21 protein-coding genes and 2 pseudogenes are annotated in these 25364 nt (G+C 62.6%); 9 read left to right on the forward strand and 14 right to left on the reverse strand.

Annotation, left to right across the window (positions count from 1 at the left end):
- Nucleotides 1-125: 125 nt before the first annotated feature.
- Nucleotides 126-317: pseudogene (locus tag AB4N80_RS20755) on the reverse strand (methyl-accepting chemotaxis protein); the annotation flags it as partial.
- Between the two features lie 105 nt (nt 318-422).
- Nucleotides 423-1085: pseudogene (locus AB4N80_RS20760) on the reverse strand (PAS domain-containing protein); the annotation flags it as partial.
- A 208-nt stretch (nt 1086-1293) separates the two neighbouring features.
- On the opposite strand from AB4N80_RS20760, the gene AB4N80_RS20765 reads away from it, so the two are divergent.
- Nucleotides 1294-2781 carry an aldehyde dehydrogenase family protein gene (locus tag AB4N80_RS20765; protein WP_122569458.1) on the forward strand — a complete coding sequence of 496 codons (1488 nt, stop codon included), beginning with the start codon at nt 1294-1296 and terminating at the stop codon, nt 2779-2781.
- Between the two features lie 214 nt (nt 2782-2995).
- Here the strand turns inward: AB4N80_RS20765 and AB4N80_RS20770 are convergent, their stop codons facing one another.
- From AB4N80_RS20770 to AB4N80_RS20790, 5 genes are all read right to left on the reverse strand, one after another.
- On the reverse strand, nt 2996-4453 hold the full coding sequence (locus tag AB4N80_RS20770; RefSeq protein WP_460078567.1) for an amidase: 1458 nt from the start codon (nt 4451-4453) through the stop codon (nt 2996-2998).
- Between the two features lie 17 nt (nt 4454-4470).
- Nucleotides 4471-5727, reverse strand: a complete 1257-nt coding sequence (locus AB4N80_RS20775; RefSeq protein WP_122569460.1) for an MFS transporter — start codon at nt 5725-5727, stop codon at nt 4471-4473.
- 12 nt (nt 5728-5739) lie between these two features.
- The gene (locus AB4N80_RS20780) at nt 5740-6672 is read right to left on the reverse strand and encodes a SphA family protein (RefSeq protein ID WP_305492298.1); all 933 of its coding nucleotides are present in this window, start codon (nt 6670-6672) and stop codon (nt 5740-5742) included.
- Nucleotides 6673-6741: 69 nt separating this feature from the next.
- Complete coding sequence (locus AB4N80_RS20785) at nt 6742-7734, reverse strand: helix-turn-helix domain-containing protein (protein WP_122569462.1); 993 nt, start codon at nt 7732-7734, stop codon at nt 6742-6744.
- A gap of 110 nt (nt 7735-7844) precedes the next feature.
- Nucleotides 7845-8852: an ABC transporter substrate-binding protein gene (locus AB4N80_RS20790; RefSeq protein WP_305470880.1), complete on the reverse strand. Its 1008-nt coding sequence runs from the start codon at nt 8850-8852 to the stop codon at nt 7845-7847.
- A 207-nt stretch (nt 8853-9059) separates the two neighbouring features.
- On the opposite strand from AB4N80_RS20790, the gene AB4N80_RS20795 reads away from it, so the two are divergent.
- Nucleotides 9060-10070: a GlxA family transcriptional regulator gene (locus AB4N80_RS20795; protein ID WP_460083131.1), complete on the forward strand. Its 1011-nt coding sequence runs from the start codon at nt 9060-9062 to the stop codon at nt 10068-10070.
- Nucleotides 10071-10095: 25 nt separating this feature from the next.
- On the opposite strand, the gene AB4N80_RS20800 is transcribed toward AB4N80_RS20795, so the two are convergent.
- On the reverse strand, nt 10096-11037 hold the full coding sequence (locus AB4N80_RS20800) for a LysR family transcriptional regulator (protein WP_305470875.1): 942 nt from the start codon (nt 11035-11037) through the stop codon (nt 10096-10098).
- Between the two features lie 557 nt (nt 11038-11594).
- Here AB4N80_RS20800 and AB4N80_RS20805 point away from each other — a divergent pair.
- The 5 genes from AB4N80_RS20805 (at nt 11595) to AB4N80_RS20825 (ending at nt 16728) form a co-directional block, all read left to right on the forward strand.
- Nucleotides 11595-13046 carry an ATP-binding protein gene (locus AB4N80_RS20805; protein ID WP_122569465.1) on the forward strand — a complete coding sequence of 484 codons (1452 nt, stop codon included), beginning with the start codon at nt 11595-11597 and terminating at the stop codon, nt 13044-13046.
- Nucleotides 13043-13690, forward strand: coding sequence for a response regulator transcription factor (locus AB4N80_RS20810; RefSeq protein WP_436278780.1), 648 nt, complete (start codon nt 13043-13045; stop codon nt 13688-13690). Before AB4N80_RS20805 ends, AB4N80_RS20810 begins: the two co-directional genes overlap by 4 nt.
- A gap of 101 nt (nt 13691-13791) precedes the next feature.
- Complete coding sequence (locus AB4N80_RS20815; protein ID WP_305481474.1) at nt 13792-14166, forward strand: response regulator transcription factor; 375 nt, start codon at nt 13792-13794, stop codon at nt 14164-14166.
- A gap of 237 nt (nt 14167-14403) precedes the next feature.
- On the forward strand, nt 14404-15606 hold the full coding sequence (locus tag AB4N80_RS20820; protein WP_122569467.1) for an NAD(P)/FAD-dependent oxidoreductase: 1203 nt from the start codon (nt 14404-14406) through the stop codon (nt 15604-15606).
- Between the two features lie 210 nt (nt 15607-15816).
- Complete coding sequence (locus AB4N80_RS20825) at nt 15817-16728, forward strand: LysR substrate-binding domain-containing protein (protein WP_460078575.1); 912 nt, start codon at nt 15817-15819, stop codon at nt 16726-16728.
- A 268-nt stretch (nt 16729-16996) separates the two neighbouring features.
- On the opposite strand, the gene AB4N80_RS20830 is transcribed toward AB4N80_RS20825, so the two are convergent.
- The 6 genes from AB4N80_RS20830 to AB4N80_RS20855 form a co-directional block, all read right to left on the reverse strand.
- Nucleotides 16997-17977, reverse strand: coding sequence for an ABC transporter substrate-binding protein (locus AB4N80_RS20830; RefSeq protein ID WP_436278784.1), 981 nt, complete (start codon nt 17975-17977; stop codon nt 16997-16999).
- Between the two features lie 239 nt (nt 17978-18216).
- A complete protein-coding gene (gene argE / locus AB4N80_RS20835) occupies nt 18217-19386 on the reverse strand; it encodes an acetylornithine deacetylase (protein ID WP_122569470.1) in 1170 nt (389 codons plus the stop codon).
- Nucleotides 19379-20053, reverse strand: coding sequence for a DUF1028 domain-containing protein (locus tag AB4N80_RS20840; protein ID WP_122569471.1), 675 nt, complete (start codon nt 20051-20053; stop codon nt 19379-19381). Before AB4N80_RS20840 ends, argE begins: the two co-directional genes overlap by 8 nt.
- 10 nt (nt 20054-20063) lie before the next feature.
- Nucleotides 20064-20474 (reverse strand): RidA family protein, encoded by a 411-nt coding sequence (locus tag AB4N80_RS20845; protein WP_003201555.1) that lies wholly within the window; start codon nt 20472-20474, stop codon nt 20064-20066.
- On the reverse strand, nt 20474-21799 hold the full coding sequence (locus tag AB4N80_RS20850; protein ID WP_460078578.1) for a flavin-containing monooxygenase: 1326 nt from the start codon (nt 21797-21799) through the stop codon (nt 20474-20476). Before AB4N80_RS20850 ends, AB4N80_RS20845 begins: the two co-directional genes overlap by 1 nt.
- A 380-nt stretch (nt 21800-22179) precedes the next feature.
- The gene (locus AB4N80_RS20855) at nt 22180-23100 is read right to left on the reverse strand and encodes a LysR family transcriptional regulator (protein ID WP_122569473.1); all 921 of its coding nucleotides are present in this window, start codon (nt 23098-23100) and stop codon (nt 22180-22182) included.
- Between the two features lie 122 nt (nt 23101-23222).
- Between AB4N80_RS20855 and AB4N80_RS20860 the strand changes: the two genes are divergently transcribed.
- Nucleotides 23223-24062, forward strand: coding sequence for a pirin family protein (locus tag AB4N80_RS20860; RefSeq protein ID WP_305470858.1), 840 nt, complete (start codon nt 23223-23225; stop codon nt 24060-24062).
- 50 nt (nt 24063-24112) lie between these two features.
- A complete protein-coding gene (locus AB4N80_RS20865) occupies nt 24113-25207 on the forward strand; it encodes an alkene reductase (protein ID WP_460078581.1) in 1095 nt (364 codons plus the stop codon).
- The last annotated feature ends 157 nt before the right edge of the window (nt 25208-25364 follow it).

The raw sequence follows: 25364 nt of genomic DNA on the forward strand, positions 1-25364 counted from the left end.
GCCGGAGGCTGCGATCTTTTGATCTTTCGCTTGAGATTCAAGTGCCTGGGAAAAGATCGCAGCCTCGTTGCACTCGTCAGCTCCTACACAGCTCCGGAGGATAGCGATTACCTTGTTTATTTGTGCTGGTGCAACATGGTCTGGATCTGATGGGTCGCCTGCCGGGTGCTTTGCGCCAGCTTGCGTACCTCATCGGCCACCACCGAGAAACCGCGCCCGACCTCACCGGCCCGGGCCGCTTCAATCGCGGCGTTCAAGGCGAGCAGATTGGTCTGGTCGGCGATGCCCTTGATCACCCCCACCACCGTGGCAATCTGGGCATAGGTCACCTGGTTCTGCTCCAGCATGCGCTGATGGGTGGACTGGGCCGAGCGCTCATCGCTGATATCCCGTACCGCACCGATGACCCGGACCAGCTGCCCGCGTGGGTCGCGTACCGCCCGCCCGCGTTCGCGGCACCAGATGTAATCGCGACTCTTGTGACGCATCCGGTATTCGAAGACGTATTCACCGCTGGCCTGGGGATCGAGGATCTCCCGGTCGAAAATGGCCATGATCTTCGGCAGGTCGTCCGGGTGGGTGATACCGACTTGGGCATCCCAGCCATCGGGTAAGTCGTCGGGCCCGTAACCCAGCAGCGAACGGAACTGACTGGAAAAGCGCATACCACTGGCCGGGTGCTGGAGATCACCGTCGACCACGGTAATGTCCCAACAACCTTCCGTCAGGGTCGACTGCAGTAGCTCCCAGATCTGCGCATCCTGATGATGTTGCTGCAGTTGCTGGCTGTGTTCACTCAGACGATGTTCAAGCACCTGCTCGCGCTCGCAGGCTTGCTCCAGTTGCTGGCGAACCTTGTGCAGCTCACGCTCGCTTTGCTGCCATTGCAGGGTTTGCGCCTCCACGTGTGCCTCGACCTGATGCAACTGCGCAGTGGTGATCGCCATCTGCCGCGCATGCTGCTCCAGGACGGTCCGCAGTGGCGGATACGCGCCGAGCATCGGCGTGTCCTCCCTTTCGCCGGCCAGCACACGCTGCACCTGTGCGATCAACGCCAGTTTCTGTTTGTTGGTCTGGAGAAACATCGCCCGCCCCTTTGCCCATCAAGTCGAAACCGAATCTGATCGCAAACCGGCCGGGCTGGCTTGTCCCTGCCTGCACAGGACCTTGCTCCTGGCTGCCAATCGCGCAGGCTGGCAGCCACAGACATACCGCACGGCAGGCACAGTCAAGCCGGGCGGCCGCGCCGGGATTACCCTCGGGCTTTCCCTTGTTCGCGATCAGGAAACCCTCATGAGCGATATTGCCCTGCTGCCTCAGGTCGAAGCCTTTCTCGGTCGACGCCACGCCCTGTTCATCGACGGTGGCTACGTCGAAAGCCAGAGCCGCCAGACGCTGGACGTCGTCAACCCCGCCACTGGCCAAGTCATCGCCCAGATCAGCGACGCCAACCCCAGCGATATCGATGCGGCGGTGGAATCGTCCCGTCGCGGCTTCAAGCAGTGGTCTCAAACCGCGCCGGCGGTGCGCGGTCATGTGCTGCTCAAGTTGGCGGACCTGTTGGAGCGCAACCGCGAAGAGCTGGCGCAGATCGAAACCTGCCAGTCTGGGAAGATCATCCACATCTCTCGCGCCTTCGAGGTCGACCAGGCCGCGCACTTCCTGCGCTACTACGCCGGCTGGGCGACCAAGATCAATGGCGAGACGATCACCCCATCGTTGCCCTCCTTCGCGGGTGAACGCTACACCGCGTTCACCTTGCGCGAACCGGTCGGGGTGGTAGTCGGTATCGTGCCGTGGAATTTTTCCACCATGATCGCCATCTGGAAACTGGCGTCAGCGCTGGTAACTGGTTGCAGTGTCATCATCAAGCCCAGCGAGTTCACCCCCCTGACCATCCTGCGCATCGCCGAACTGGCCATGGAAGCCGGCCTGCCGGCCGGTGCCCTGAACGTGTTGACCGGCGGCGGCCAGGTGGGTAAAGGACTGATCGAACACCCAGGCACCAACAAGGTTTCATTCACCGGTTCGGTACCCACCGGCCTGGCGGTGGGCCAGGCGGCCATGGGCGCCGGGTTGACCCGGGCAACTCTGGAATTGGGTGGGAAGAATGCGGCGGGATTCCTGCGTGATATCGACCCCGAGGTGGCGGTCAACGGCATCATCGAGGCGGGTTTTCTGCATTCAGGGCAAATCTGCGCGGCGGCGGAACGGTTCTTCGTCCACCGCTCGCAGATCGAGTCGATCATGGACAAACTGGCCCAGCGCCTGGGCAAACTCACCATCGGTTCGCCGCTGGACGAACGCACCGAATTCGGCCCTGTGACCAACCGCCAGCACCAGCACAAACTCGCGGAATTCTTCGCCAAGGCCCGTGCGCAGAACAACACCATTGTCCACGGCGGCAAGCTGATCGATGGACCGGGTTGCTACGTCGAGCCGACCATCATCCTCGCCAATCGCCGCGACGACGCCTTGCTCAATGAAGAAACCTTCGGCCCGATCGCCACGTTCTTTCCTTACGACACTGAGGAGGAGCTGCTGGAACTGATGAACGACACGCCCTACGGCCTGAGCGCCAGCCTCTGGACCAACGACCTGGGCAAGGCCCTGCGCATGGTCCCCGCCATCGAAGCCGGCACGGTCTGGGTGAACATGCACACCCTGCTCGACCCGGCCGTGCCTTTTGGTGGCAGCAAATCTTCCGGGATGGGCCGTGAGTTCGGCAGTGCCTTCATTGACGACTACACCGAACTGAAATCGGTGATGATTCGTTACTGAGCAACAAAAGGGCTCTGGAGCCTCCCTCCAGAGCCCTGCCAAAAATCCCCTCTGTGGGAGCGAGCTTGCTCGCGATAGCGGAGGGTCAGCCAACGATGATGTTGAACCTGACACCGCCATCGCGAGCAAGCTCGCTCCCACAGTTTTCCCCGGGTCGTCCAAAGCTTCTGTGCCCACCCAAATCCCCTGTGGGAGCAAGCCCGCCCCTACAATTTCACCGCCGACAGGCGTTGACCGGTGGCACTCGACCGCGCCAGGGTTGGGCGCGCTCCAGTTGGGCAGCCAGGGCCAGCAAGGTGCTTTCCTCGCCAAAACGCCCGGCAAAATGCGCGCCCATCGGCAGGCCATCGGCGCTCCAGGACAACGGCACCGACATCGCCGGCTGGCCGCTGGCATTGAACAGTGCGGTGAACGGCGAATAGCTGTGGTAGCGCTCGATCAGTTGATCCAGGCTCATGCACACATCCTGCAGATCCAGTTCGCCAATCCGCACCGGCTCGCGGGTCAGGACCGGAGTCAGGATCACGTCGTAATCCTGCATGAACACCGCCAACTGCCGGCCGAGAGCATGAATCCATTCCACCGCCGCGGCATATTGGGCGCCGCTGACGTTGCCCTTGTCCCGCAAGATGATCCGAGTGCGCACCTCCAGTTCTTCCGCCTGCACGGCAAACCCACGCATCTGGCCCAGCAGGTCGACATAGTGACGAGAGCTGGCGCCAATGATGGTGAACACATGGTCGAGAAATTCCAGTAATCCCACCGGTAGGCTCACCGGCTCGACACGATGCCCCAGGGCCTCGCACAACCGGGCCGCCTCGCCCACGGCCTGCAGGCTTTGCGGCGCGGTAGGCCAAGGCCCAAGCTGTTCGACCAGGGCGATGCGCAGCGGCTTGGGATCAGCCTGCACCGCCATCACATACGGCAACGCCTGGACCGGTGCGGCATAGGGCGCCCCCAGGTCCATCCCGGCGGTGGCGTCCAACAGCGCCGCACTGTCGCGCACCGACAGGGTGATCGCATGCGGCGTGCCCATCCCCGCCCAGCCCTCGCCCACGATCGGCCCCGACGGCATCAAGCCGCGACTGGGCTTGAACCCGAACACGCCACAGCAAGACGCCGGCACCCGCAATGAACCGCCGCCGTCGTTGCCATGGGCGAACGGCACCACGCGGGCCGCCACCAACGCTGCCGCGCCGCCGCTGGAACCCCCGGCGCTGTGATCATGGCTCCAAGGGTTACGGGTGGCACCAAAGCGCGCGGACTCGGTGGAATACGACGTGCCGAACTCCGGTGAAGTGCTGGTGCCCATCACCTGGCATCCGGCGCGGCGCAAACGCGTCACGACTTCCGATTCGAAGTCCGCCCGAAAGTCCCCCAATGCGCGAGAGCCATTGGTCATCGCCGCGCCGTGGACCGGCGAAAACAGGTCTTTGATCAAGGTCGGCACACCGGCCAGCAGGCCTTGGCCAACCTGTGGCGTGCGCGTCGCTTGCCGGGCAGAATCGTACAAACGCTCGGCCACCGCATTGAGCTGCGGCTCGACCCGCTCGAGGCGCTCGATGGCGGTTTCCAGCAGTTCGCCGGGCTGGACCTCGCCACGCCTGACCCACTCGGCCAGCGCGGTGGCATCTTCACTGTCCATCAGTTGATGGATGTCTTGCATACCCATGTCTCAGATTCCTTATGTCACGACGATTGATGTGAGCCGACGCTGCTCGCCTGCCCCTGGCCCCGTGCGCGCAGGCCGACAGCGACCCAGAGCAGCGCCAAGGCAAAACTGGCCAAGGCCAGCCACTGGATGGCGTGACGCAGGTCACCGGCGAAGACCATCACCAAGGCCACCACCAGCGGACTGACGAATTGGCCGATGTACAGGCACGAGGTAAACCCGCCCATGCCGCGGCCGCGGGTGGTGGCGGTCAAGGCATTCATCACCGGCGCCATCACGTTGGGCACCAGCAATCCGGCCCCCAGGCCCTGGATGAACACCGCCACCAATACTTCGTTGTAGTTTTGCCCGCGCATCAGCAGCCACAGCCCCAGGCCCATCAGGCCGAGCAACAGCGCGTTGCAACCGGCGATGCCGAAGCGGCGGCGCAACAACGGCCACATCAGCGAACCGCCCAAGGTCGCCAACAGGCTCAGTCCCGCCGCCAGACCGATCATCGTGCTGGAGGTGATGCCCAGGCTGACCAACAGCGTCGGCGCCTGGATCGGCATGATGAACGTCAGGACCATGCCGCCCAGGATCATCAGGTAGCCGACCAGCAATTGCAGCACGGCGACCTTGGCCGGCGCCGACTCATCGACGCGCTGCTCGACAACCTGCCGCGTCGCCACGGGCGGCTCCCAGAGCACTTTCATCATGACCGGCACCAGCAGCAGTGGCAGCAAATACAACAGGAACGGCGCACGCCACGAGTGCTCGCCGAGCACACCGCCCACCACGAAGAACAGCGCGCCCACCAAGCCGATGGTCACCACCTGCCGGTTGACGTAGCGCAGCCGCTCCTCACCCTGCCAATAGTCGGCGATCAACGTCGCGCAGCAGGTCATCACCGCCGCCTCCATGCAACCGAACAACAGCCGCGCACCGACAATCGAAGGCAGGCTATCGAGCAGGGCCGGCAACGCGCCGAGCAAGGCGTACAACACCGTGGCAATCACCAGCAACGCCTTGCGCCCGACCCGGTCGGCCAACCAGCCCGCCAAAGGCGCGCACACGGCTATCGCCAGGGCGGGGCCGGTGATCGCCAACGGCACCAGCAGATCGGCGCGCGGTTCCAAGGGGCCGAATTCGGCGCCCAACCGAGGCAGGATCGGCGTGACCATCACCGCGCCCATGATCGTCAGGCTGCTGCCCAGCATCAGTACCCCGCCTTCGCGCCAACTGGCCTGACGTGACGGGGTGGCCGCCGTTGAAACGGAATTTGATTGGTTCATGGCGAGCCCCTTTTAGAAACTGTGAGAAATTCGCAGCGCCGCGGTGTAGCCCTCGGCGCGGTTTCGCGCATCGAGCTCCTTGTAGACATGCAGCCACACCGGGGGTATGCCGGGCTTGAAGTAGCTCACCGCCGGCCCGACCGCCAATACTCGAGCGCGATTGCCCGCGTCCAGGCCCGGTGCATCGTCGTCGGTGAACTGCCGGTAGTAATAGCCACCCACGCCGACGGTCCACGGGCCGACGTGTTGACCCACGGCGAATTCGTGACGGTACTCGACGCCATTCTTGTAGTCGGTGGCGTGGTTGCGCGTATTGATGTCGGCTTCGAAACTGGAAGACACCTCAAAGCCGCTGTCGGAGATATACGTGGCGTTGAGGATCGGCGAGAAGGTCCAGTGATTGAGCCCCGGTGAGATCAAGCGATCCTTGTCGTAATCACCGGTGGGAGCCTGGATCTGGAACTGGGCATTGACGAACAGATTCGGCGACAGGGTCCACTGCAGGATCACCGGCAGCACCTGCATGTCGGCCATGCGAAACGGATCGGCCTCCAAGTCCAACGGGCCGACAGGCGTCTGCACCTGTACCGAAGCGTCCATCTGGAAAAACGGCACGACGGCACCGAAGCCATACTTGGCCCCCAGCACGGTGTAATCGGTCATGCGCATGTAGGCGACGCCGATGGACAAGACATCCAGGGAGAAATTGTTGTCCACGGACTTGCCGTGGCGATCCTTCTGCACGTTGGCCGAATAAAACGCAGTACGCAGGCCGACGGTGCCAAAGGGCGTGGCCGGCGGCATCATGCCCGCGCCAAAATCGTAGACCCCGACCGCCGTGGTCGGCGCGCCGTTTTCGGTGCCATGGGCAGCGCCACACACACCGATCAGCCCCAAGGTCAACCAAGTGCAGCGCCAGGCGTTTGCTTTTTTATTTTGATTCATCGAATGCCCCTCCAACCCTGTGGTGTTGGGGTCATCCTAGGGAGCCGGCCGCTCAGCCGTTATCCGTTTTCAGCACAGTTGCGTGCGACGCAGGGTTTGTGAAGGTGTCTCGCCGAACAGCACCCGATAGTCGCTGGAAAACCGGCTCAAGTGCCAGAACCCCCAGCGTGCCGCCACCTCCTGTACACCGTGGGCGTGGCTGCCGTTGCGCAGTTCACGGCGCACGGCATTGAGGCGCAACGCCCGCAAATAGGCCACGGGGTTGATGCCCAGGGTTTCCTGGAAGCAATACTGCAGTTTGCGTCGGCTGGCACCGATGTGGTTGCACAGGTCGAGGATCGATAGCGGCTCATCGACATGGGCCAAGGCGTACTCCCGGGCGCGGTCGACCATGCGCTTGCGCGCCGTGGGATTGAGCGGCGGCGCCTCGTCCGGTGCTACCAGTTCCAGTATGTGCAGCATCACCGTGTCACGCAGGCCACGGCGAATCGACTCGTACCCCAGCAATGAGTCACGCCCCTGCTCGCCCCCTTCAAGCTCATCGAACAACGCCGCAAGCTCGGCGGGCAGCGTCGAGTTGCCGAGACGGTAACACTTGGGAAGATCGGTAATTCGAAAGCGACTGCCTTGACGCTCCAGCACATGCTCCAACGCCTGCTCATCGATGGCGACACCGAGCAGATCCAGATGCTGGGGCGTGCGCAGCTCGGGCAGGTTATGGCCACGGGCGACCAACAGGCTGGGCTCGACAATCGGGTGCCCGGAGCAAAAGACCGGCCCATCCGCGCTCAGCGGCACGCTGAAGGTGATGGCGCCCTCCCAGGCCATACCCTGCTTGGTCAGGGCCTGATTAGAGCGGTCGCGCACCAGTTGCATCCACTCCGAGCGGAACTCGATCAACTCGCCGTCGAAGCGCCCGGGGGTCAACTGGTCATAGCAAACCTGCCAACCGCCCATGTTCCGGGCATGCTCGTCGATGTCCGTGGTGCGGAACCGATTGATCGGCAGTATCGGCAACCCATCCGAGGAAACCGCTGCCTGCGCCATGTTGTCGTTGTTCATTGACCCGACCTTTGATGATTCCAGGGCTTATGGGTCAAAGCTCAGGCAAGTTCCATTCCGCCCCGCAGGCCGGTCGTGCAATTGTGCCGAAAACGGATACCGGCTCGGATTCAGCTGCCAGCGTCGGCATGGGCCTCTTCGAAGAAATAGTCCTTCCAGCTGTCGGCCTTGTTTTTCAATACGCCCAGTTCATGCAGTTTCTCGGCATAGATGTAGGTGCGTTGCGGAACGACGGTGAAGTCGATTTCGGGGTCGGTGACGATTTTTTCCACCAGCGCCAGCGGCAACTTGGACTGTTCTACGCGGATGTAGGTCTGGGCAGCGGCCGCTTTGTCAGCCTTGATGATGCCTTGCGCCTCCACCAAGGCGTCGTAGAACGCCTTGTAGGTCTTGGGGTTTTCGTCGTGGAATTTTTCCGTGGTGTAGAGCACGTTGAACGTCGCCGGCCCGCCCAGCACATCATAGGAACTGAGCACCTTGTGCACGTTGGGGCTTTGCAGTGCCTGGTACTGGAACGGTGGGCTGGAGAAGTGCGAGTTGATCTCCGACTGGCCGGCGATCAGCGCCGCCGTCGCATCCGGGTGTGGGAGGCTGACCGAGATGTCGTCGAATTTCTTGAAATGATCGTTGCCGAACACCTTGGCGGTTTCGATCTGCAACGTGCGCGACTGGAACCCGACACCCGCCGCCGGGACGGCGATCCGATCCTTGTCGGTGAAGTCCTTGAGGCTCTTGACGTGCGGGTTGTTGGTCAGCAGGTAGTTGGGCATCGACCCCAGCGAGGCGATGGCCTTGACGTTCTGCTTGCCCCGGGTCCGATCCCAGATCGTCAGCATTGGCGGAACGCCCGCCGACACCACATCCAGGGCGCCGGTCAGCAAGGCCTCGTTCATCGCCGTCGCGCCGGAAATGCTGTTCCAGTCCACTTTGATATCCAGGCCCTGGGCCTTGCCATGCTTCTCGATGAGCTGCTGGTCACGCACCACATCGAGGATCAGGTAGCCGATGCCGAATTGCTGGGCGATGCTGATCTTGCCTTCGGCGTGGGCCAAGGGATTGAGCAGCGCAGAGGCCGCCAGGGAAACCAACAAGGTGAGCGCGGAACGCTTGAAAGCCATGGTCGGGTGAACCTCACAGTAAGGGAAAAGACTGAAGATCACGACTTTAAAGCTATAAGAAAATTAATTTAAATACCGGAATAGCATATCAATAGCACCTAAATGTCCGACATCCGGGTCCATGAAATCGCACTCCCGGACACGATCACTTGATAACCTTGCACACCTCCCCTGACGAACACCCAGCTCGAAGCGAACATGAACGAGATGACCCTGGATGTCGGCATCGCCGCCGAGTCCATTTCCCAACCGCGCACCCTGGTATTCCTCGCGTACCCGCAGATGGGCTTGCTGGACCTGACCGGTGCCCAGACCGTGTTCTGGGCCGCCACCAAAGCCATGACCGAACGCGGCCTGCCCGGCTACGCCATGCACACCGCCAGCCTGAAAGGCGGATTGATACAAAGCGCCGAAGGCTTGGTCGTAGACACCCGTGCCCTGCATGAGCTCGACGGAGCGCTCATCGACACGCTGATTGTGCCCGGCGCGCCGGACATACGGCAGGCGATGATCGACTGTGTCGACCTGGTGCAATGGCTGCGGCTGGCCTCGTTCCTGGCCAGGCGCACCGCATCGGTGTGCAGCGGCACGTTCCTCATGGCCCAGGCCGGCTTGCTGGACGGACGCCGGGCCGCCACCCATTGGGCCATGTGCGAGATGCTCAAGAGCATTTTCCCGTCGATTGAAGTGGACCTCGATGCGATCTTCATCCAGCAGGACAACGTGTGGACCTCGGCCGGTGTCAGCGCTGGCATCGACATGGCCCTGGCATTGGTCGAAGCCGACTGCGGTCGCGATGTAGCCCTGCAGGTGGCCCGTGAGTTGGTGGTGTTTCTCAAGCGCCCCGGCGGGCAGGCGCAGTTCAGCCAACTGTTGCAATTGCAGATGCAGGAGAGCGCCGGGTTCGACGAATTGCACGTGTGGATTTCCGAACACCTGGACGACAACAACCTCACCGTCGAGCGGCTAGCACGCCAGGCCAGGATGAGCCCACGCAATTTTTCCCGGGTCTACAAACACCAGACCGGCCGAACCCCGGCCAAAGCCATCGAGCTGTTCCGCCTTGAAGCCGCGCGTCGAATGCTGGAAGACTCCCAGCGCAACATCGACCAGATCGCCCGCGCTTGCGGTTTCGGTGATGAGGAACGCATGCGCCACACCTTCCAGCGTCACCTGTCGATCTCACCTCGGGAATATCGCAACCGGTTTTCTCGCTGAGCGCGAGACTCTTGCAACTGTTCCGTCAGGCCACTCGCTTGGATCGCTCCCGCGCGTCCTCCTGCTCGGCCAGAAGCGCGCTGCAACGGGAACGCAACCAACGCTCCCCCGGATCATTGTGCGAGGCGCCGCGCCAGACCATCGAAAGCGCGTGCTGTGGCAAGCAGACAGGGGCCGCTTGCGCCCGCATGCCGGTCACCACGGCCATCGCCTGGGCAACGTAATCCGGCACGATGGCGATCATGTCGCTCTCGGCCAACAGCACGGGCAAGGCGCTGAACTGCGGCACGGTCAACACCACCCGGCGCTGTCGGCCCATCAGGCATAACGCGCGGTCCGAATCATCGATGACATTGCCCATGGACGACACGACGGCATGAGGCCGACGGCAGAATTCGTCCAGGGTCAGTTCGCCGGGCTGCGAATCGGCGCGCAACAGCATTGGTCGAATCGGCCGCAGCGTCTTGCGCCGGGCATTGGCCGGAAGCTCCAGCGTCGGGCTGATGCCCAGGGAAATCTCGCCGCTGGCCAACAGCTGGGAGACCTGCCATTGATCGGCCCGGCGCACCACCAATGTGGTGCCTGGCGCCTCGACCCGCAAGCGTCGCAATAGCTCCGGCAGCAGCGCGTACTCGACGTCATCGCACAGCCCGATATGGAAGGTCGCCTCGCTGGTGGCCGGCTCAAATGCCTGACAGCGGCTCAAGGCGGCGGCGATGCCATCCAGCGCCGGTGACAGATTGGAGAAGATTTCCCGCGCCCGGGAGGTCGGTTCCATCAACCGCCCCGAACGAATGAACAAGGGGTCATCGAACATCAACCGCAGGCGCGCCAGGGCACTGCTGATCGTTGGCTGGCCGAGAAACAGCTTTTCGCTGACACGGGTCACGTTTCGCTCGTGCATCATGGTTTCGAAGACCACCAGCAGATTGATATCAGCACGACGCAGGTCATTTCTGTTCATCATCGTCGTCGCCCCAGGCACCAGGCCATTGAGTCAGGAGTGGACATGATCGTCGCCTGCGCGCTCCATCAAGGCCTGCGGCGACAAGGTGTTGAAAGCGTAATCCCGAGACAAGCCAGTGTCTGTTGAACGTGGGGACACTCAACTCACCCTTTGGGCGGCTTCATCGATACTTCGGTATATACCCGGCCCCGTATCGAACACCGACTTTGTGGCGAACACTGCCTTTGTGGCGAGGGAGCTTGCTCCCTCGCCACAGGTTTTGTGTTTTGTCCGGCGGTGACGTGGGTTGTTCAAATCCCATTATTGGACCACCAACCTGTGGCGAACACCGACTGTCGTGGCGAGGGTCGGCACCTGGCGGGATTTCAGGGTTTTATGTCCTACCTCAGACAAAGCGGCGCTTCGTAAGATACGAACCGATGCTCTGTCTCCGACATCCCAGAGCGAGACCACGTAAAAACAAAAGGTCTGTCAGCGTGCCCCTACCCTCCGCAATGCTCAAGAACGTCTATGACAGCCTGCGATACAGTCCAAGCCAGAGGGGGCCGCGACTGTCGATGGGCATCAGCACCCACCCACTGGTCAACGCCCTCGGCTGGGCGGTGGGCCTGGTGGTGGCCTGCGGGATTGTCATCATCAACTCCGAAACCCACTCCGACCTGGCCCCGACCCTGCTGTACATCACCTTGTTGTTGATGGCGGCCAACCTGTTCTCCATCAATCTGGTGATCACCGTCGCGCTGATGTGCATGGGTTTGCTCACCGCGATGTTCTTGTACAACGGCGGCTATCACCACTGGGAATCGACCACCGGCTTCTTCCGTTGCCTGACCGCACTGTCCGCCATTGCCTTCCTGGCCCTGCGCAGCAAACAGGCTTCCGACAACCTGCGGCACAACGAGGCCTACCTGATCGGCGCCCAGCGCCTGAGCCAGACCGGCAGCGTGGGCTTTCGCGGTGATCGACAAGCGTTATCCTGGTCGGAGGAATCGGCACGGATATTCGAGTACCCGCCCAGCAAGACGCCGACGGTGTCGATGATGCTGGAGCGCACCCACCCTGAAGACCTGGAGGCGGCCCGCGGGGTTTTCCAACAGGCCGCCGCAGGCGAACCGCAGATCGAGGTCAAGCTGCGGCTGCTGATGCCTGATGGACGCATCAAGCACATCCACATGATCGCCAGCCCCCTGCCCGTCCAGCATGGCCGCTTCCAGTACCTCGGCGCACTCATGGACGTCACCGCCAGCAAGCAGGCCGAAGAAGCGTTGTTCCGCGCCCAGAGCCAACTGGCCCACGTCACGCGCTTGACCTCCCTGGGGGAAATGGCCGCGTCCATTGCCCACGAGGTCAACCAGCCATTGACGGCCATCACCAGCAGCGGCGAAGCCTGCCGCCGGTGGCTTGAACGTGCGGAACCCGATCTCGGGGAAGCCCTGGATTGCCTCGACCGAATCGTCGCCAACGGCTGTCGCGCCAGCGAGGTCATCAACGGTATCAGGGCGTTATCGCGCAAGTGCGACCCGTTGCGCCAGCCCGAGCGACTGGACGACATCGTCCGCGAGACCCTGAACCTGGTCCAGCAGCAACTGGCGCATCATAAAGTGCGGACGAAGGTGGACCTGGCAGCGACCGACAGCCAGGTCAGCGCGGACCGGATACAACTGCAGCAAGTGATCATCAACCTGATCATCAATGCCTGTCACGCCATGGACGGGGTCAAGGTACACGAACGAACCCTGCACCTACGCACCTGGATGGAGGATGACGACGTGCTGCTGGAGGTGACTGACCACGGAACCGGCATTGCCCCCGAGGTCCTGCCGTCCTTGTTCAATGCGTTTTTTACCACCAAGGAAAACGGCCTGGGCATGGGCCTTTCCATCTGCCGGTCCATCATCGATTTCCATGACGGCAGGATCTGGGCGACCAGCGAGGCCGGCCAAGGCACCTCGTTCAGGTTCGCGCTGCCGCGGCTCAGGGGCGCCGCCCTGTCGGGGAGCGAGCAATGAACGCCATGCCACCCAGCCCGCTCATCGACAATGCCCCCATCGTCTATATCGTTGACGACGATGCACCGCTGCGCCAATCCCTCGGCAGCCTGCTGCGCTCCATCGGCCTGCAGGTGCATCTGTTCGATTCGGTCGCGCAGTTCATGAACCATCCCAGGCCCGACCAGCCCAGTTGCCTGGTCCTGGATGTGCGGCTGCAAGGTACCAGCGGCCTGGAGTGCCAACGGGCGCTGGCCGCCGCCAACGTCCAACTGCCGATCGTGTTCATGACCGGCTACGGTGACATCGCCATGACTGTGCGGGCGATGAAGGCCGGAGCGGTGGATTTCCTCGCCAAACCGTTCCGCGAACAAGACCTGATCGACGCCGTGACCGCCGCCCATCACCAGGACCGCCGACGTCGCGACGCCGAACGCGGCCATCAGCAAGTGCTCGACCGCTACGCCACATTGACGCCCCGGGAGCAGCAGGTCATGGCGCTGGCGGTGTCGGGCCTGATGAACAAGCAGATCGCCGGGGAACTGGGCTTGAGCGAAATCACGGTCAAGATTCACCGCGGCCAGGCCATGCGCAAAATGTGCGCACACTCGTTTGCCGATCTGGTGCGCATGGCCCAGGTGCTGGAGTGGCGCGGCGAGCAGTAGAAAGTTCATACACACGTATACTTGGCGGAACCATTGGACGGCGTATCTTGCAGTGACACGGGCGCCTTTATGGCTACCTGATATCACCCCCAGGTATCGACATGTCCAACACCGCAACTATTTCAATCATTGATGACGATGAGTCAGTTCGAATTGCATTGGATGGCTTGTTACGTTCCCACGGATATCGGGTTAAGACATACGCGGGTGCCTTGGACTTTTTATCTTCCTGCGAACTTGAAAACACCGCGTGCCTGATATCGGATATTCAAATGCCTGGCATGAACGGCATTCAGATGTACGATCGATTGTCGGCCCTGGGCATTCATATCCCGACCATCTTCATCACCGGCTACCCTGGCATGTCACCCCGTATCAGCGCGGGTGCGCCCGAGCCGGTGGCATTTTTCCCAAAACCTTTCGACTGCGCTGAATTGATCGCCTGCGTCGAATCGGTACTTGCCCGGTCCGCTTGACTGCGTCGCCCCCCTCATACCTTCGTATAGATCGCCCCTACCCAGGCATAGGCCCGATGACCTTATGTAGAAGTGTTAAATACAGGCCCTGCCAATAAGCTTTCCTACAGCGAACCGAAACTGAATGTGCTCGATGGCAATTCATTGCAGCCAGGCGCTTTTGGAGTACTTCGCGACACGGTCACGCTGAAACAGTTAAACAATTCAACGTATCGATTTTGTCTTCGGGAGCTCATCATGAAACAACATATTCTGGTTGTTGGCGCAGGTTTCGGCGGGGTCTGGAGCGCGTTGAGCGCGGCCCGGCTGTTGGACCAACATGATCGTAATGACGTGCAGATCAGCGTCCTGGCCCCTCAGGCTGAACTGCGCATCCGACCTCGGTTCTACGAACCGGACGTGCACACCATGGCCGCACCGCTGGGTGGTCTGTTCGACGCGGTGGGCGTTAAATTCGTACAAGGCTCGGCGAGCAGTATCGATGTCAGCAACAAACAGGTTGGCTACGTGGATGTGTTCGGTACCCAGGGCACCCTGGGCTATGACCGCCTGGTGCTCGCGGCGGGCAGCCAGCTGGTTCGTCCCGACCTCGAAGGCATGATTGAGCATGCTTTCGACGTTGATGAAATCGAACAGGCAAGCCGTCTCGAAGCCCATATCAAGTCCCTGAAGCGTCTGCCGGACAGCCCGGCCCGCAATACCGTGGTGGTGGCCGGCGGCGGCTTTACCGGCATCGAAACCGCCACCGAAATGCCCGCACGCCTGCGCGCTGTCCTCGGCGAGGACGCAGACATTCGGGTCATCGTGGTGGATCGCGGGGCGCAGATCGGCGCAGCATTGGGCGACGGCATTCGCCCGTCCATTGTCGAAGCGTCCGAGCACCTGGGGATCGAATGGATCCTCAACGCCTCGGTCGAATCGGTGGATGCCGGTGGCGTCACCCTGTCGAGCGGCCAGCGTATCGAGTCCCATACCGTGATCTGGACCGTGGGGTTCCGCGCCAGTCCGTTGACCCAACAGATACCCGCTACCCGCGATCGCCAGGGTCGCCTGCACGTCGATGCCAACCTCAAAGTCCTGGGCCAGAACGACATATTCGCCACCGGTGACGTGGCCTACGCTGCCACCGACACGCTGGGCAACTATGCGGCGATGTCCTGCCAGCACGCCATCGCCCTCGGCCGCTACGCCGGCAACAACGTCGCGGCCGACTTGCTGGGCGTCGCGCCGATGGCCTACAGCCAACCCAAATATGTGACCTGCCTGGACCTGGGCGCCTGGGGCGCGGTGTACACCGAAGGCTGGGATCGCCAGCTCAAGTTGGTCGGGCAGGAAGCCAAGGACCTCAAGACCCAGATCAACACGGTGTGGATCTACCCGCCCGCAGCTGATCGCGCCACCGCCCTGGCCGCCGCCGACCCGTTGATCCCGGTGGCCTAAACCCGGTTCCGCCCCCGGCCAGTCCCTCCTTTCTGCGCCGGTCTTTCCCAGACGCCTGCCAACGATCCTTGGGCAGGCGTTTTTTTCAGGCGCTCGTCCCCAAGCCAGCCTGAATATTGTCATTGCCCAGCAAAATCCGTATCAACGCCCGCCCACCGCCCTCCGTGCACAAGGTAAGGTAGGCAGAAATCATCCGGATCGAGGTGTGTCGTGGCGTCCTATTCCTTGCGTCAGCTAAAGTACTTCGTCACCACCGTCGAATGTGGCAGCGTCGCTGAAGCATCCCGCAAGCTGTACATCGCCCAGCCGTCGATCGCCTCCGCCATCAAGGCCTTGGAAGACAGTTTCGGCGTGCAGTTGCTCATTCGTCATCACGCCCAGGGGGTATCGTTGACGCCTGGCGGCGCGCGGTTCTATCGCAAGGCCCAGGAACTGTTGCGCATGGCCCGGGAGTTCGAGCAGAACGCGCTGGCCGACAACGATGTGGTCAGCGGGCAGATCGACATCGGCTGCTTCGAAACCGTCGCCCCACTCTACCTGCCGCGGCTGATCGCCGGTTTTCGCGAGCGCTTCCCGGGGGTGGAAATCCGCGTGCAGGATGGCGAGCAACAAGAGCTGGTACAAGGCCTCACCGGGGGGCGTTTCGACCTGGCGATTTTCTACGAACACGACCTCGACAGCACCATCGAGACCGAAGCTCTGACGGCGCCGCAACGCCCCTACGCGTTACTGCCCGCGGGGCATCGCTTTGCCGATCAGGCCCAGGTGTCGCTGCGCGACCTGGCCCTCGAACCCATGATCCTGCTGGACGTACAGCCCAGTCGCACCTATTTCGTGAGCATCTTCGAGGAGCTGGGCCTGACCCCCAACATTGTCTTCAGCTCGCCGTCCATTGAGATGGTACGCGGAATGGTCGGCCAGTCCTTTGGTTTTGCCGTACTGGTGACTCGCCCGCACGCCACCTGCACCTACGACGGGCAACACCTGGTGTGCGTCGACATCGCCGAGGACGTGACCGGTTCGGCGCTGGTGGCAGGCTGGCTCAAGCGCGCCCACCTCACCAAGCCGGCCCAGTTGTTTGTCGACTACTGCAAGGAACAGTTCAAGCAATGGCTGGCCTGAGGCCCAATCAACCCTCGCCACAAAAAACACGGTGCTCGCCACTGGTGGGTAGTCGCAAATAATGGGATTTGAATAACCCGCACGGTCACCCTGCCAAACACAAAACCTGTGGCGAGGGAGCTTGCTCCCGCTGGGGCGCGAAGCGCCCCCAGACCAGGCGGGCTGGATCAACCTGGCACACCGCGACAGCAGTGTTGGGGCTGCTGCGCAGCCCAGCGGGAGCAAGCTCCCTCGCCACAAAGGGTTGTGTTCGCAACAGGAGCGGTGCCTAGCGAGCCGCCCAGGCGTTGAAACGTTGTTCCAGTTCCTCGCCATGGTCGACCCAGAACTCCGCGTCCACGGCTTGGGCTTCAGCCAGGTTGGCCTCGGCGGTGGGCAACTGTTCCTGTACCGCCGTCGGCAACAGCGCCAGTGTCTTGCGGTGCACCGGCCCATAAGGGATGTTTTCCGAAAACACCTTCTGGGTCTGCGGCTGGCTGGCAAAGGCAATGAACTGCTCGGCCAGGGCCTTGTTCGGCGTGCCCTTGACCACGGCCCAGTACTCCGGGTCGTACAGGCTCTGGGGCCAGACAATGCTCAGCTTCATGCCTTCCTTTTGCGCCGACGCAATGCGTCCGTTGTAGGCCGCACTCATCGCCACGTCCCCCGCCACCAGCCATTGTGCCGGTTGGGCGCCGGCTTCCCACCATTGAATGTTCGGCTTGATCTGGTCCAGTTTGGCGAAGGCCCGGGATACACCTTCAGGGGTGTTCAACACCTTGTACAGGTCCTGCGCCTTGACCCCATCGGCCAGCAAGGCGATTTCCAAGGTGTACTTGGCCCCCTTGCGCAGGCCTCGCTTGCCCGGGTACTCGGCAACGTTCCAGAAATCCGCCCAGGACCTGGGTGCCTTGGCCAGCTTGGTCTGGTCATAAGCCAGGACCATCGACCACACGTAGGTGGCGACACCACACTCATTGAGTGCACCCGGTACATAGTTGGCCGGGTCGCCAAGGCCGGTCAGGTCGAGCTTTTCGAACAGGCCTTCTTCACAGCCCCGCAACAGCTCGGGGCTTTCCACTTCGACCACGTCCCAACTGGTGTGACCAGCCGCGACCATGGCCTTGATCTTCGACAGTTCGCCGTTGTATTCACCGGCCACGATACTTCCTGCACCGCTGGCGTTGAAAGGTTGGAAGTAGGCCTTGTCCTGGGCCTGCTTGGTGGCGCCGCCAAAGGAAATCACGGTCAAGCTCTGGGGCGCGGCCATGACGCTTGAACTCAACAACGCCAATGCACACGCGATATTGCAACGCAAGGATCTGGACATGAAGCGGTTCCTCGAAAATGCCGGCTCGCCCGCACGAGCCGGCGACGGGACTCAAAGGTGACCGTAAACACGGGCGGTATGGTCTACAGCAAAGGCTCTTGTCGGCCTGTTGGTTGTCGCCTGGCTGACCACCAGGAATCTCCTTCCCTTGAAATCGTTCTCCTCAGGCACCCTTGCGGTCAGCATTCATTGGGTTCACAGAGATGGCTCGCCAAGCGATCCATCAAGCGATCGCAGGCAGCCATTTGTTCAACGCTCACGTATTCGTCGGGCTTGTGCCCCTGGTCCATGCTGCCGGGGCCACAGACCACCGTCGGCACGCCGGCCTGGTGGAACAGGCCGCCTTCGGTGCCAAAGGCGACGGTGCTGAAGGCGTCACTGCCGCACAGTCGCGCAACCAGTTGGGCGGCCGCGCTGTCGGGCGACGTGGCCAGGCCCGGGTAGGCCGACAGCGGTTCGAAGCGGATCGCCGTATCCCGCGCCACCGCCTGCATTGCCGGTAGCAGGGTCTGCTCGGCATAACCTTGCAATTGCTCGGCCACCCCATAGGGATCGAAATCCGGCAAGGCGCGCACTTCGAAATCGAAACGGCAGTCGGCCGGGACGATGTTCAGTGCCGTGCCGCCATGGATTACCCCGACCTGCACCGTGGAGAACGCCGGGTCGAAGCGCAGGTCGTGCCGTGAGGGTTCGGCCAACTGCGCACCGATCTCGCCCAACCGTCCGATCAGGCGCACCGCCTGTTCGATAGCGTTGACCCCGTAAGGGGCATAGGCCGAATGGCAGGCCGCCCCTCGGACATGGCAACGCATCGCCAGCTTGCCTTTGTGCCCCAGCACCGGTCGGAGCTGGGTGGGTTCGCCAATCAGGCACAGGGCCGGTTGCGGAACTCGCCGGACCAACACCTCCAGCAAGCTGTGAACGCCCAGACAACCCACCTCTTCGTCATAGGAAAACGCCAGGTGCACCGGTCGCCGCAGCGGGCTGGACAAGAACACCGGCACCGCCGCGAGCACCGAGGCCAGGTAGCCCTTCATGTCCGCCGTGCCCCGCCCGAACCATTTGCCGTCCATCTCGGTCAGGCAGAACGGATCGACCGTCCAGGCCTGCCCGTCCACCGGCACCACATCGGTGTGTCCGGACAACACCACGCCACCGGGCACCGACGGGCCAATGCTCGCCAGCAGGTTGGCCTTGGTTCGCTCGGCGTTGTAGATCAGCTCGCTGTTCACGCCGTGCTCTTGCAAGTAGTCACGCACGAACTCGATCAAGGCCAGGTTCGAATCGCGGCTGACCGTGGCAAAGCCCACCAGCTTGGCGAGCAGCGCGCGACTGCGCAGCTCACTCATCACCCGGCACTCCATAACTTGGCGCCAGGGTCGGGTTGAGCGCACGGGTCAGGTAATCCTGCAGTTGCGGCTGATAGGCGAGCCAGAGCTTTTCCAGCTCGCCGATGGGATTTTCCTCGGCCCAGTCCACCCGCAGATCGACGATGGGCCAGGTCAGGTCATCGACCACCGACAGCGCCGCCGAATGCACCGCCCCAGCCTCCCCGCCCGCCGCTTGCCCGGCCTGCAACGCGCTCATCAAGCGTGACGCAAGACAGCCACCGCTGTGTTCGAAGGCCGTGACCATGGCCTCGATCACCGCAGCGTTGGCCAACAGATTGCCGGCCGCCACGCATTGCTCACCGGCCACCGCGTTGTGGGTGCCCAGGGTATGCTCGCCGCTGAACATCGCCGTGCGCCCTTCGGCATCGATCACCGCCACCTGGCGGTATTGGCTGTAGCCGTTGCGCGGCAGGGTCCGCTCCAACGCCGCTTGTGCCGCCAGGCCGCCGGCCAGTTCATCGAGAATCTGTGGTCCCAGGGCCGGCAGGGTGATGTTCTGGCTCGACACCGCGCCGACGCCCGCGCGCAACCAGGGGCAACGGGCACCGACGGCAATGCTCGAGGAGCTGATGGCAATGCCCAACTGGCCGGTTTCGGCACAGCGTCCAACGATGGAAAAGGTCATGTTCCGCTCCTTATTCAGGGATCACCGCGATCACGTCGATTTCCATCAGCCACTGCGGCTGGCCCAGGGCACTGACCACCAACCCGGTGGAGATCGGAAACACGCCCTTGAGCCACTTGCCGACCTCCTGGTACACCGGTTCGCGATAGCGCGGGTCGATCAGGTACGTGGTGGTCTTGACGATGTGGCTCAGGTCGCTGCCGGCCTCCTCCAGCAACTGCTTGACGTTGCGCATGGCCTGCTCGGCCTGGGCGCGAGGATCGCCAAGGCCCACCAGTTGGCCGTTGAAGTCAGTGCCGACCTGGCCACGCACGTAGACGGTGTTGCCGGCGCGCACGGCCTGGCACAGGTCGTTGTCCAGCGTCTGGTTCGGGTAGGTGTCCTTGGTATTGAACATGCGAATACGTGTGTGAGTAGGCATCAGCGGACTCCCGAGAGACTGGTTTTCGAACGGTGTGAATCGCTGTCGAGTGCCGGGGCCTGGCGCTGGGCTGCGTCTTGATAGGCGAGGTAAATGCGTTGCTTCACGATGTGGTCGGCAATATGCCGGGCGTCATGCCAGACACCCCAGATGAACGCCGAGCCTCGACGTGACAACCACGGCAAGCCGACGAAATACAGGCCAGGCTCACTGCAAACGCCACGCTGATGCCGAGGCTTGCCATTGGCGCCGAGGGCGTCGACCTTCAGCCAGCTGTAATCCACCGAGTAGCCGGTGGCCCAGATGACGCTGGTCACGCCGGTGGCGAGCAGGTCCAGTTCCAGGATCGGCTGGGTCAGGCATTGCGGGTCGGGCAGCAGGTGGCGGGCTTCAGGTTCGAGCGGCAGGTCCAGGCCGTTACGGGCAATGTAGGCGTCGGCGGCATCCAGCAGCGCCAGGTAGTTTTCGTCGCCGCGGGCGATGTTGTCGGCAAGATTCGGTTCGAAGCTCACCACATTGCCGTTGAACGATTTGGTCAGCCCCACCAGGGTGATGCCCTCGTGGGCCAGCCGGCGAAAATCCACGGTATGGCCGCCACGGGCACCGCTCACGGCGATGGTGACGTGCTCCTTGCCGGGCTGGACCGCCTCCGCATCCCATTCGCCCAGCACGCCCAGCCACCAGCAGAAATCGCGGTTGCGATAGGCCCGTGGCGGGCGGTCGTGGGCCCCCACCGAGAGATAGACCTGCTTGCCAGCGCGCCGCAGTTCATCGGCGATCTGCACGCCCGACGACCCCGCCCCCACCACCAACACCGCCCCCTCGGGCAATTGCCCGGGGTTACGATACTGGGCCGAGTGAAGCTGGGTGACCGTGGCCATATCCGGTGCAATCGGTGGGATCACCGGCCGCTGGAAGGGCCCGGTGGCGACGACCACATGGATCGCTTCGATCAGGCCTTCGGAAGTTTCAACGGTGAAGCCCGGACGACCGACATTGCGCTCCACGCCCCTGACCTCAACGCCGGTACGGATCGGTGCATTGAATTTACGGGCATAGGCTTCGAAGTAATCGGCCACCTGGTCCTTCGTCGCGAAGGCATCCGGGTCGAGCCCTTCGAATTCCAGCCCCGGAAAGCGGTCATGCCAGGCCGGCCCGTTGGCCACCAGCGAATCCCAACGCGCAGTGCGCCAGGCCTCGGCAATGCGGCTGCGCTCCACGACGAGATGAGGCACGCCTTGCCGGCTCAAGTGCTCACTCATGGCCACGCCGGCCTGGCCGGCGCCTATAACAAGCGTATCGATGCGTAGGGTTTCATCAGGCATGTTTGTGCACTTCCGGCAGTAGGTTTGGTTCAGGCAGGCATGGCGCCGCCTCGGGTTCGGTTTTCTTGTTGTTTTGCGGTTGCGGTGATCGAGATGAGGTGTCGAGGCGATTGTGTTGGCAGGCGGGGATTTGCGAAACGAGGGTTTTTGTCGTTGCTGGGAAGGAAAAAAATGGGCTACTGCGCGAGCGTGCTGATCACTGGGACGAGGCGAGTCACTGTGGCGAGGGGATTTATCCCCGCTGGGGCGCGGAGCGGCCCTAATACCAACAACCCGGTGTGTCAGGCAGATTGAGTTGACTGTTTAGAAGGGCTGCTGCGCAGCCCAGCGGGGATAAATCCCCTCGCCACAATATCCAGGAGCGGCACAAATGGGGAGTGTCAGATTTTTTGTGTGCGCGCCGGAAACGCCTTGAGCTCCAGCTTCTCCATCACCAACCCGATGAACGCCGAAACCGCCAGCGGCAACTGCCGCCGGCTCGGATACAACACATTCAGGCCGAAGCCGCTGCGTTGATACTGCGGCAGCACGCGCACCAGCCTTCCGGCTTCCAGGTCGAGAGCGCTCAGTGCCCCTGGCAGCACGGCGATGCCCAGACCGGCGACGGTTGCCCTGCGCAACGCTTGGGCGGTGTTGGCATGGAATCGGCTGGCGATCTGCACGTGTTCCTCGATACCGTCCGGGCCGACGAGTCGCCAGTCGGTCAAGCCGCTGGGGTGGGCGAAGCTCACGCCGTCGTGGTGAGCCAGGTCCTGCAGCGAACGCGGTACGCCGCGTGCGGCAATGTAGGCGGGACTGGCAACCATGCCGTCACCGTCGTTCTGCAGCAGTTGGCGACCGACATACCCAGAGTCCTGCAGCGGACCGCCGCGAAAGGCCACGTCGATGCGGTCGGCAATCAGGTCGACACGGGCATCGCTGAGCACAAAATCGAGTTGCACACGAGGGTGTGCGGCTAAAAAGTCGGCCACCCATTCCATCGGGAAAAAATCGAAAAAATCCGCCGGCGCCGCGATACGCACCAGGCCGCTGGGCTCTTCGCTACCCATCATCAGTTCCTGCCCTGCATCCATCAGACCATCCACCGCCTCCACGCAGCGCTCATAAAACCCCTGGCCCACCTGGGTCAACGTGAGTTTGCGGGTCGAGCGCTGCAGAAGTCGCGACTCCAACTGCGCCTCCAACTGTTGGACCCGGCGGCTGACGGTGTTGGCAGGCATGCCCAAGCGCCTGGCCGCCTCGGCGAAGCTGCCGCTGCGGACCACCTGGACAAACAGCGCGACATCGTTGAGATCGAGCATGGCGCCGACATTCCTTCGTTTAATGGATGAGTTCAATCCGATTGTATCGGCTAATCAATCCATTGGCAGGCACTTATCCTTCTCCCATCGAGGCCCAACGCCCAAGACTTGGAGGCAATCCCATGAACAGCATCGTCGCAGCACCGCCCCGCGCCATCGTCCATCGCACTTCCGGCATCAGCCACGGGCCGATCACCCGACTCATGAGCCCCGGCGATCTGGGCCAGCTCTGCAAGCCGTTCGTGTTTCTCGATCGCATTGCCGCCAAGGCCGACGCCATGCAAAGAGGATTCGGCATGCACCCTCACTCTGGAATCGCCACGCTGACCTATCTGATCGAAGGCCAGGTGATTTACGAAGACACCACCGGCCAATCCGGCACACTGCCCAGCGGCGGCGTGGAATGGATGCAAGCCGGCAACGGTGTATGGCACAGCGGGCGGCCGGTCGCCAGTTCGCCGATCCAAGGCTTCCAGCTCTGGGTGGCGCTGCCGGCGGCTGAAGAAAATGCCCCGCCCCACAGCCTCTATCTGGCACCCTCCGAGATCCCCCGGGAAGGTCCGGCGCGGGTATTGCTCGGCCAATACGGCGCGACCCGCAGCCCTGTTACGGCGCCAGCGGGCATGAATTACCTCGCCGTGCAATTGCAGGACAACGAGCACTGGCGCTACACACCACCGGCCGGGCACAGCGTTGCCTGGCTGGCGGTCAACAGCGGCAGCCTCGATGCGGGCGGCAACGCCAATGCAGGGGAAATGGTGGTATTCGAAGAGTCCGGCGCGGCCATCGACATCGTGGCCCGGGGCGCGACGTCCTTCGTGCTCGGTTCGGCGGTCAAGCATCCCCATGACTTGGTGATGGGCCACTACTCGGTGCACACCAGCGTGGCGGCTCTGGAGAAAGGCGAGCAAGAAATCCAGCGCATCGGCGCCCTTTTGCAGCAAGAGGGTCGGTTGGGCTGACCGACCCTCGATTCAATCCCTGTTCTTAACCGATCCCTTAGAGGTGAATCATGACTGACATCGGTCTCGATCTTCTGTTGTCCCGAGTTCAACTCGGCAAGCTGTCCCTGAAAAACCGCATGATCATGGCGCCGATGACCCGCAGCCGTGCCGGAGCAGGCGATGCGGCCACGGCCCTGATGGCCGAGTATTACAGCCAACGCGCCAGCGCCGGCCTGATCATCAGCGAAGGCTCCCAGGTGTCGGCCCAGGGAAAGGGTTACCTGAGAACGCCGGGGATTTTCACCCCTGAGCAAATCACTGGTTGGAAACAGGTGACCGACGCGGTCCATGCCGAGGGTGGGCAGATGTTTTTGCAGCTCTGGCACGTGGGCCGTCTTTCCCATCCCTTGGTGCAAGTCAACGGCGCCCAACCCGTTGCCCCCTCGGCGATCAAGGCCGATGGCGAGATCTACACCCCCGAAGGCCTCAAGCCCTATGAACTGCCACGGGCGCTGGAGCTCGATGAAATCCCCGGCGTGATCGCCGACTTCCGCCAGGCTGCCGTCAACGCGAAACAGGCCGGTTTCGACGGCGTGGAAATTCACGGCGCCAATGGCTACCTGATCGACCAGTTCCTGCGTGACGGCACCAACCAACGCACCGATGCCTACGGCGGCTCGGTCGAGAATCGCGCCCGTTTCCTCAAGGAGGTCGTCGAGTCGGTGATCGAAGTCTTCGGGGCCAGCCGTGTCGGTGTGCGCCTGTCGCCGATCTTCAGCTACTTCTCGATGAGCGACAGCCACCCACAAGCCACTTTCGACTACACCGCCAGGATGCTCAGCCGCTATGGCCTGGCTTACCTGCACATCGTGGAACTGGGCGAAGGCCCGTTCGACTTCCGGGAGCTCAAGCGCCGCTTCGGCGGGCCCTACATCGCCAATGGCGGCTACAGCGCCGAACGCGCCGCCACCGCCATCAGCCGCGGTGAAGCAGATCTGGTGGCGTTCGGCACACCGTTCCTGGCGAACCCGGACTTGGTGGAGCGTTTCAAACGGGGCCAGGCGCTGAACACCCCTGATGCATCGACGTTCTATCAGGGCAACGAGCGCGGTTATACGGACTATCCGACCCTGGCCAAGGCCCAAGCAGGCCAAGAGGTTTAATAACCGAGACCTGTGGGAGCAAGCCTGCTCGCGATGGCGTCAAGTCAGTCGATATGGAGGTTGACTGACACACCGCATTCGCGAGCAGGCTCGCTCCCACATTTGATCCAGGTCCTCCCCGATCTTCCGGTGGCGCAAGTCCCCTGTGGGAGCGAGC

This window comes from Pseudomonas sp. H3_A02 (genome assembly GCF_054671965.1).

Excerpts from the sequence above, each read along its gene's own strand:
- AB4N80_RS20790 (WP_305470880.1), bottom strand. The coding sequence starts at position 8,852 with ATGGCTTTCAAGCGTTCCGCGCTCACCTTGTTGGTTTCCCTGGCGGCC.
- AB4N80_RS20860 (WP_305470858.1), top strand. The coding sequence starts at position 23,223 with ATGAACAGCATCGTCGCAGCACCGCCCCGCGCCATCGTCCATCGCACT.
- AB4N80_RS20840 (WP_122569471.1), bottom strand. The coding sequence starts at position 20,053 with ATGACCTTTTCCATCGTTGGACGCTGTGCCGAAACCGGCCAGTTGGGC.
- AB4N80_RS20855 (WP_122569473.1), bottom strand. The coding sequence starts at position 23,100 with ATGCTCGATCTCAACGATGTCGCGCTGTTTGTCCAGGTGGTCCGCAGC.
- AB4N80_RS20830 (WP_436278784.1), bottom strand. The coding sequence starts at position 17,977 with ATGGCCGCGCCCCAGAGCTTGACCGTGATTTCCTTTGGCGGCGCCACC.
- AB4N80_RS20845 (WP_003201555.1), bottom strand. The coding sequence starts at position 20,474 with ATGCCTACTCACACACGTATTCGCATGTTCAATACCAAGGACACCTAC.
- AB4N80_RS20850 (WP_460078578.1), bottom strand. The coding sequence starts at position 21,799 with ATGCCTGATGAAACCCTACGCATCGATACGCTTGTTATAGGCGCCGGC.
- AB4N80_RS20780 (WP_305492298.1), bottom strand. The coding sequence starts at position 6,672 with ATGAATCAAAATAAAAAAGCAAACGCCTGGCGCTGCACTTGGTTGACC.
- argE (WP_122569470.1), bottom strand. The coding sequence starts at position 19,386 with ATGAGTGAGCTGCGCAGTCGCGCGCTGCTCGCCAAGCTGGTGGGCTTT.
- AB4N80_RS20795 (WP_460083131.1), top strand. The coding sequence starts at position 9,060 with ATGACCCTGGATGTCGGCATCGCCGCCGAGTCCATTTCCCAACCGCGC.
- AB4N80_RS20770 (WP_460078567.1), bottom strand. The coding sequence starts at position 4,453 with ATGGGTATGCAAGACATCCATCAACTGATGGACAGTGAAGATGCCACC.
- AB4N80_RS20765 (WP_122569458.1), top strand. The coding sequence starts at position 1,294 with ATGAGCGATATTGCCCTGCTGCCTCAGGTCGAAGCCTTTCTCGGTCGA.
- AB4N80_RS20775 (WP_122569460.1), bottom strand. The coding sequence starts at position 5,727 with ATGAACCAATCAAATTCCGTTTCAACGGCGGCCACCCCGTCACGTCAG.
- AB4N80_RS20815 (WP_305481474.1), top strand. The coding sequence starts at position 13,792 with ATGTCCAACACCGCAACTATTTCAATCATTGATGACGATGAGTCAGTT.
- AB4N80_RS20785 (WP_122569462.1), bottom strand. The coding sequence starts at position 7,734 with ATGAACAACGACAACATGGCGCAGGCAGCGGTTTCCTCGGATGGGTTG.
- AB4N80_RS20820 (WP_122569467.1), top strand. The coding sequence starts at position 14,404 with ATGAAACAACATATTCTGGTTGTTGGCGCAGGTTTCGGCGGGGTCTGG.
- AB4N80_RS20800 (WP_305470875.1), bottom strand. The coding sequence starts at position 11,037 with ATGATGAACAGAAATGACCTGCGTCGTGCTGATATCAATCTGCTGGTG.
- AB4N80_RS20865 (WP_460078581.1), top strand. The coding sequence starts at position 24,113 with ATGACTGACATCGGTCTCGATCTTCTGTTGTCCCGAGTTCAACTCGGC.
- AB4N80_RS20810 (WP_436278780.1), top strand. The coding sequence starts at position 13,043 with ATGAACGCCATGCCACCCAGCCCGCTCATCGACAATGCCCCCATCGTC.
- AB4N80_RS20805 (WP_122569465.1), top strand. The coding sequence starts at position 11,595 with ATGGGCATCAGCACCCACCCACTGGTCAACGCCCTCGGCTGGGCGGTG.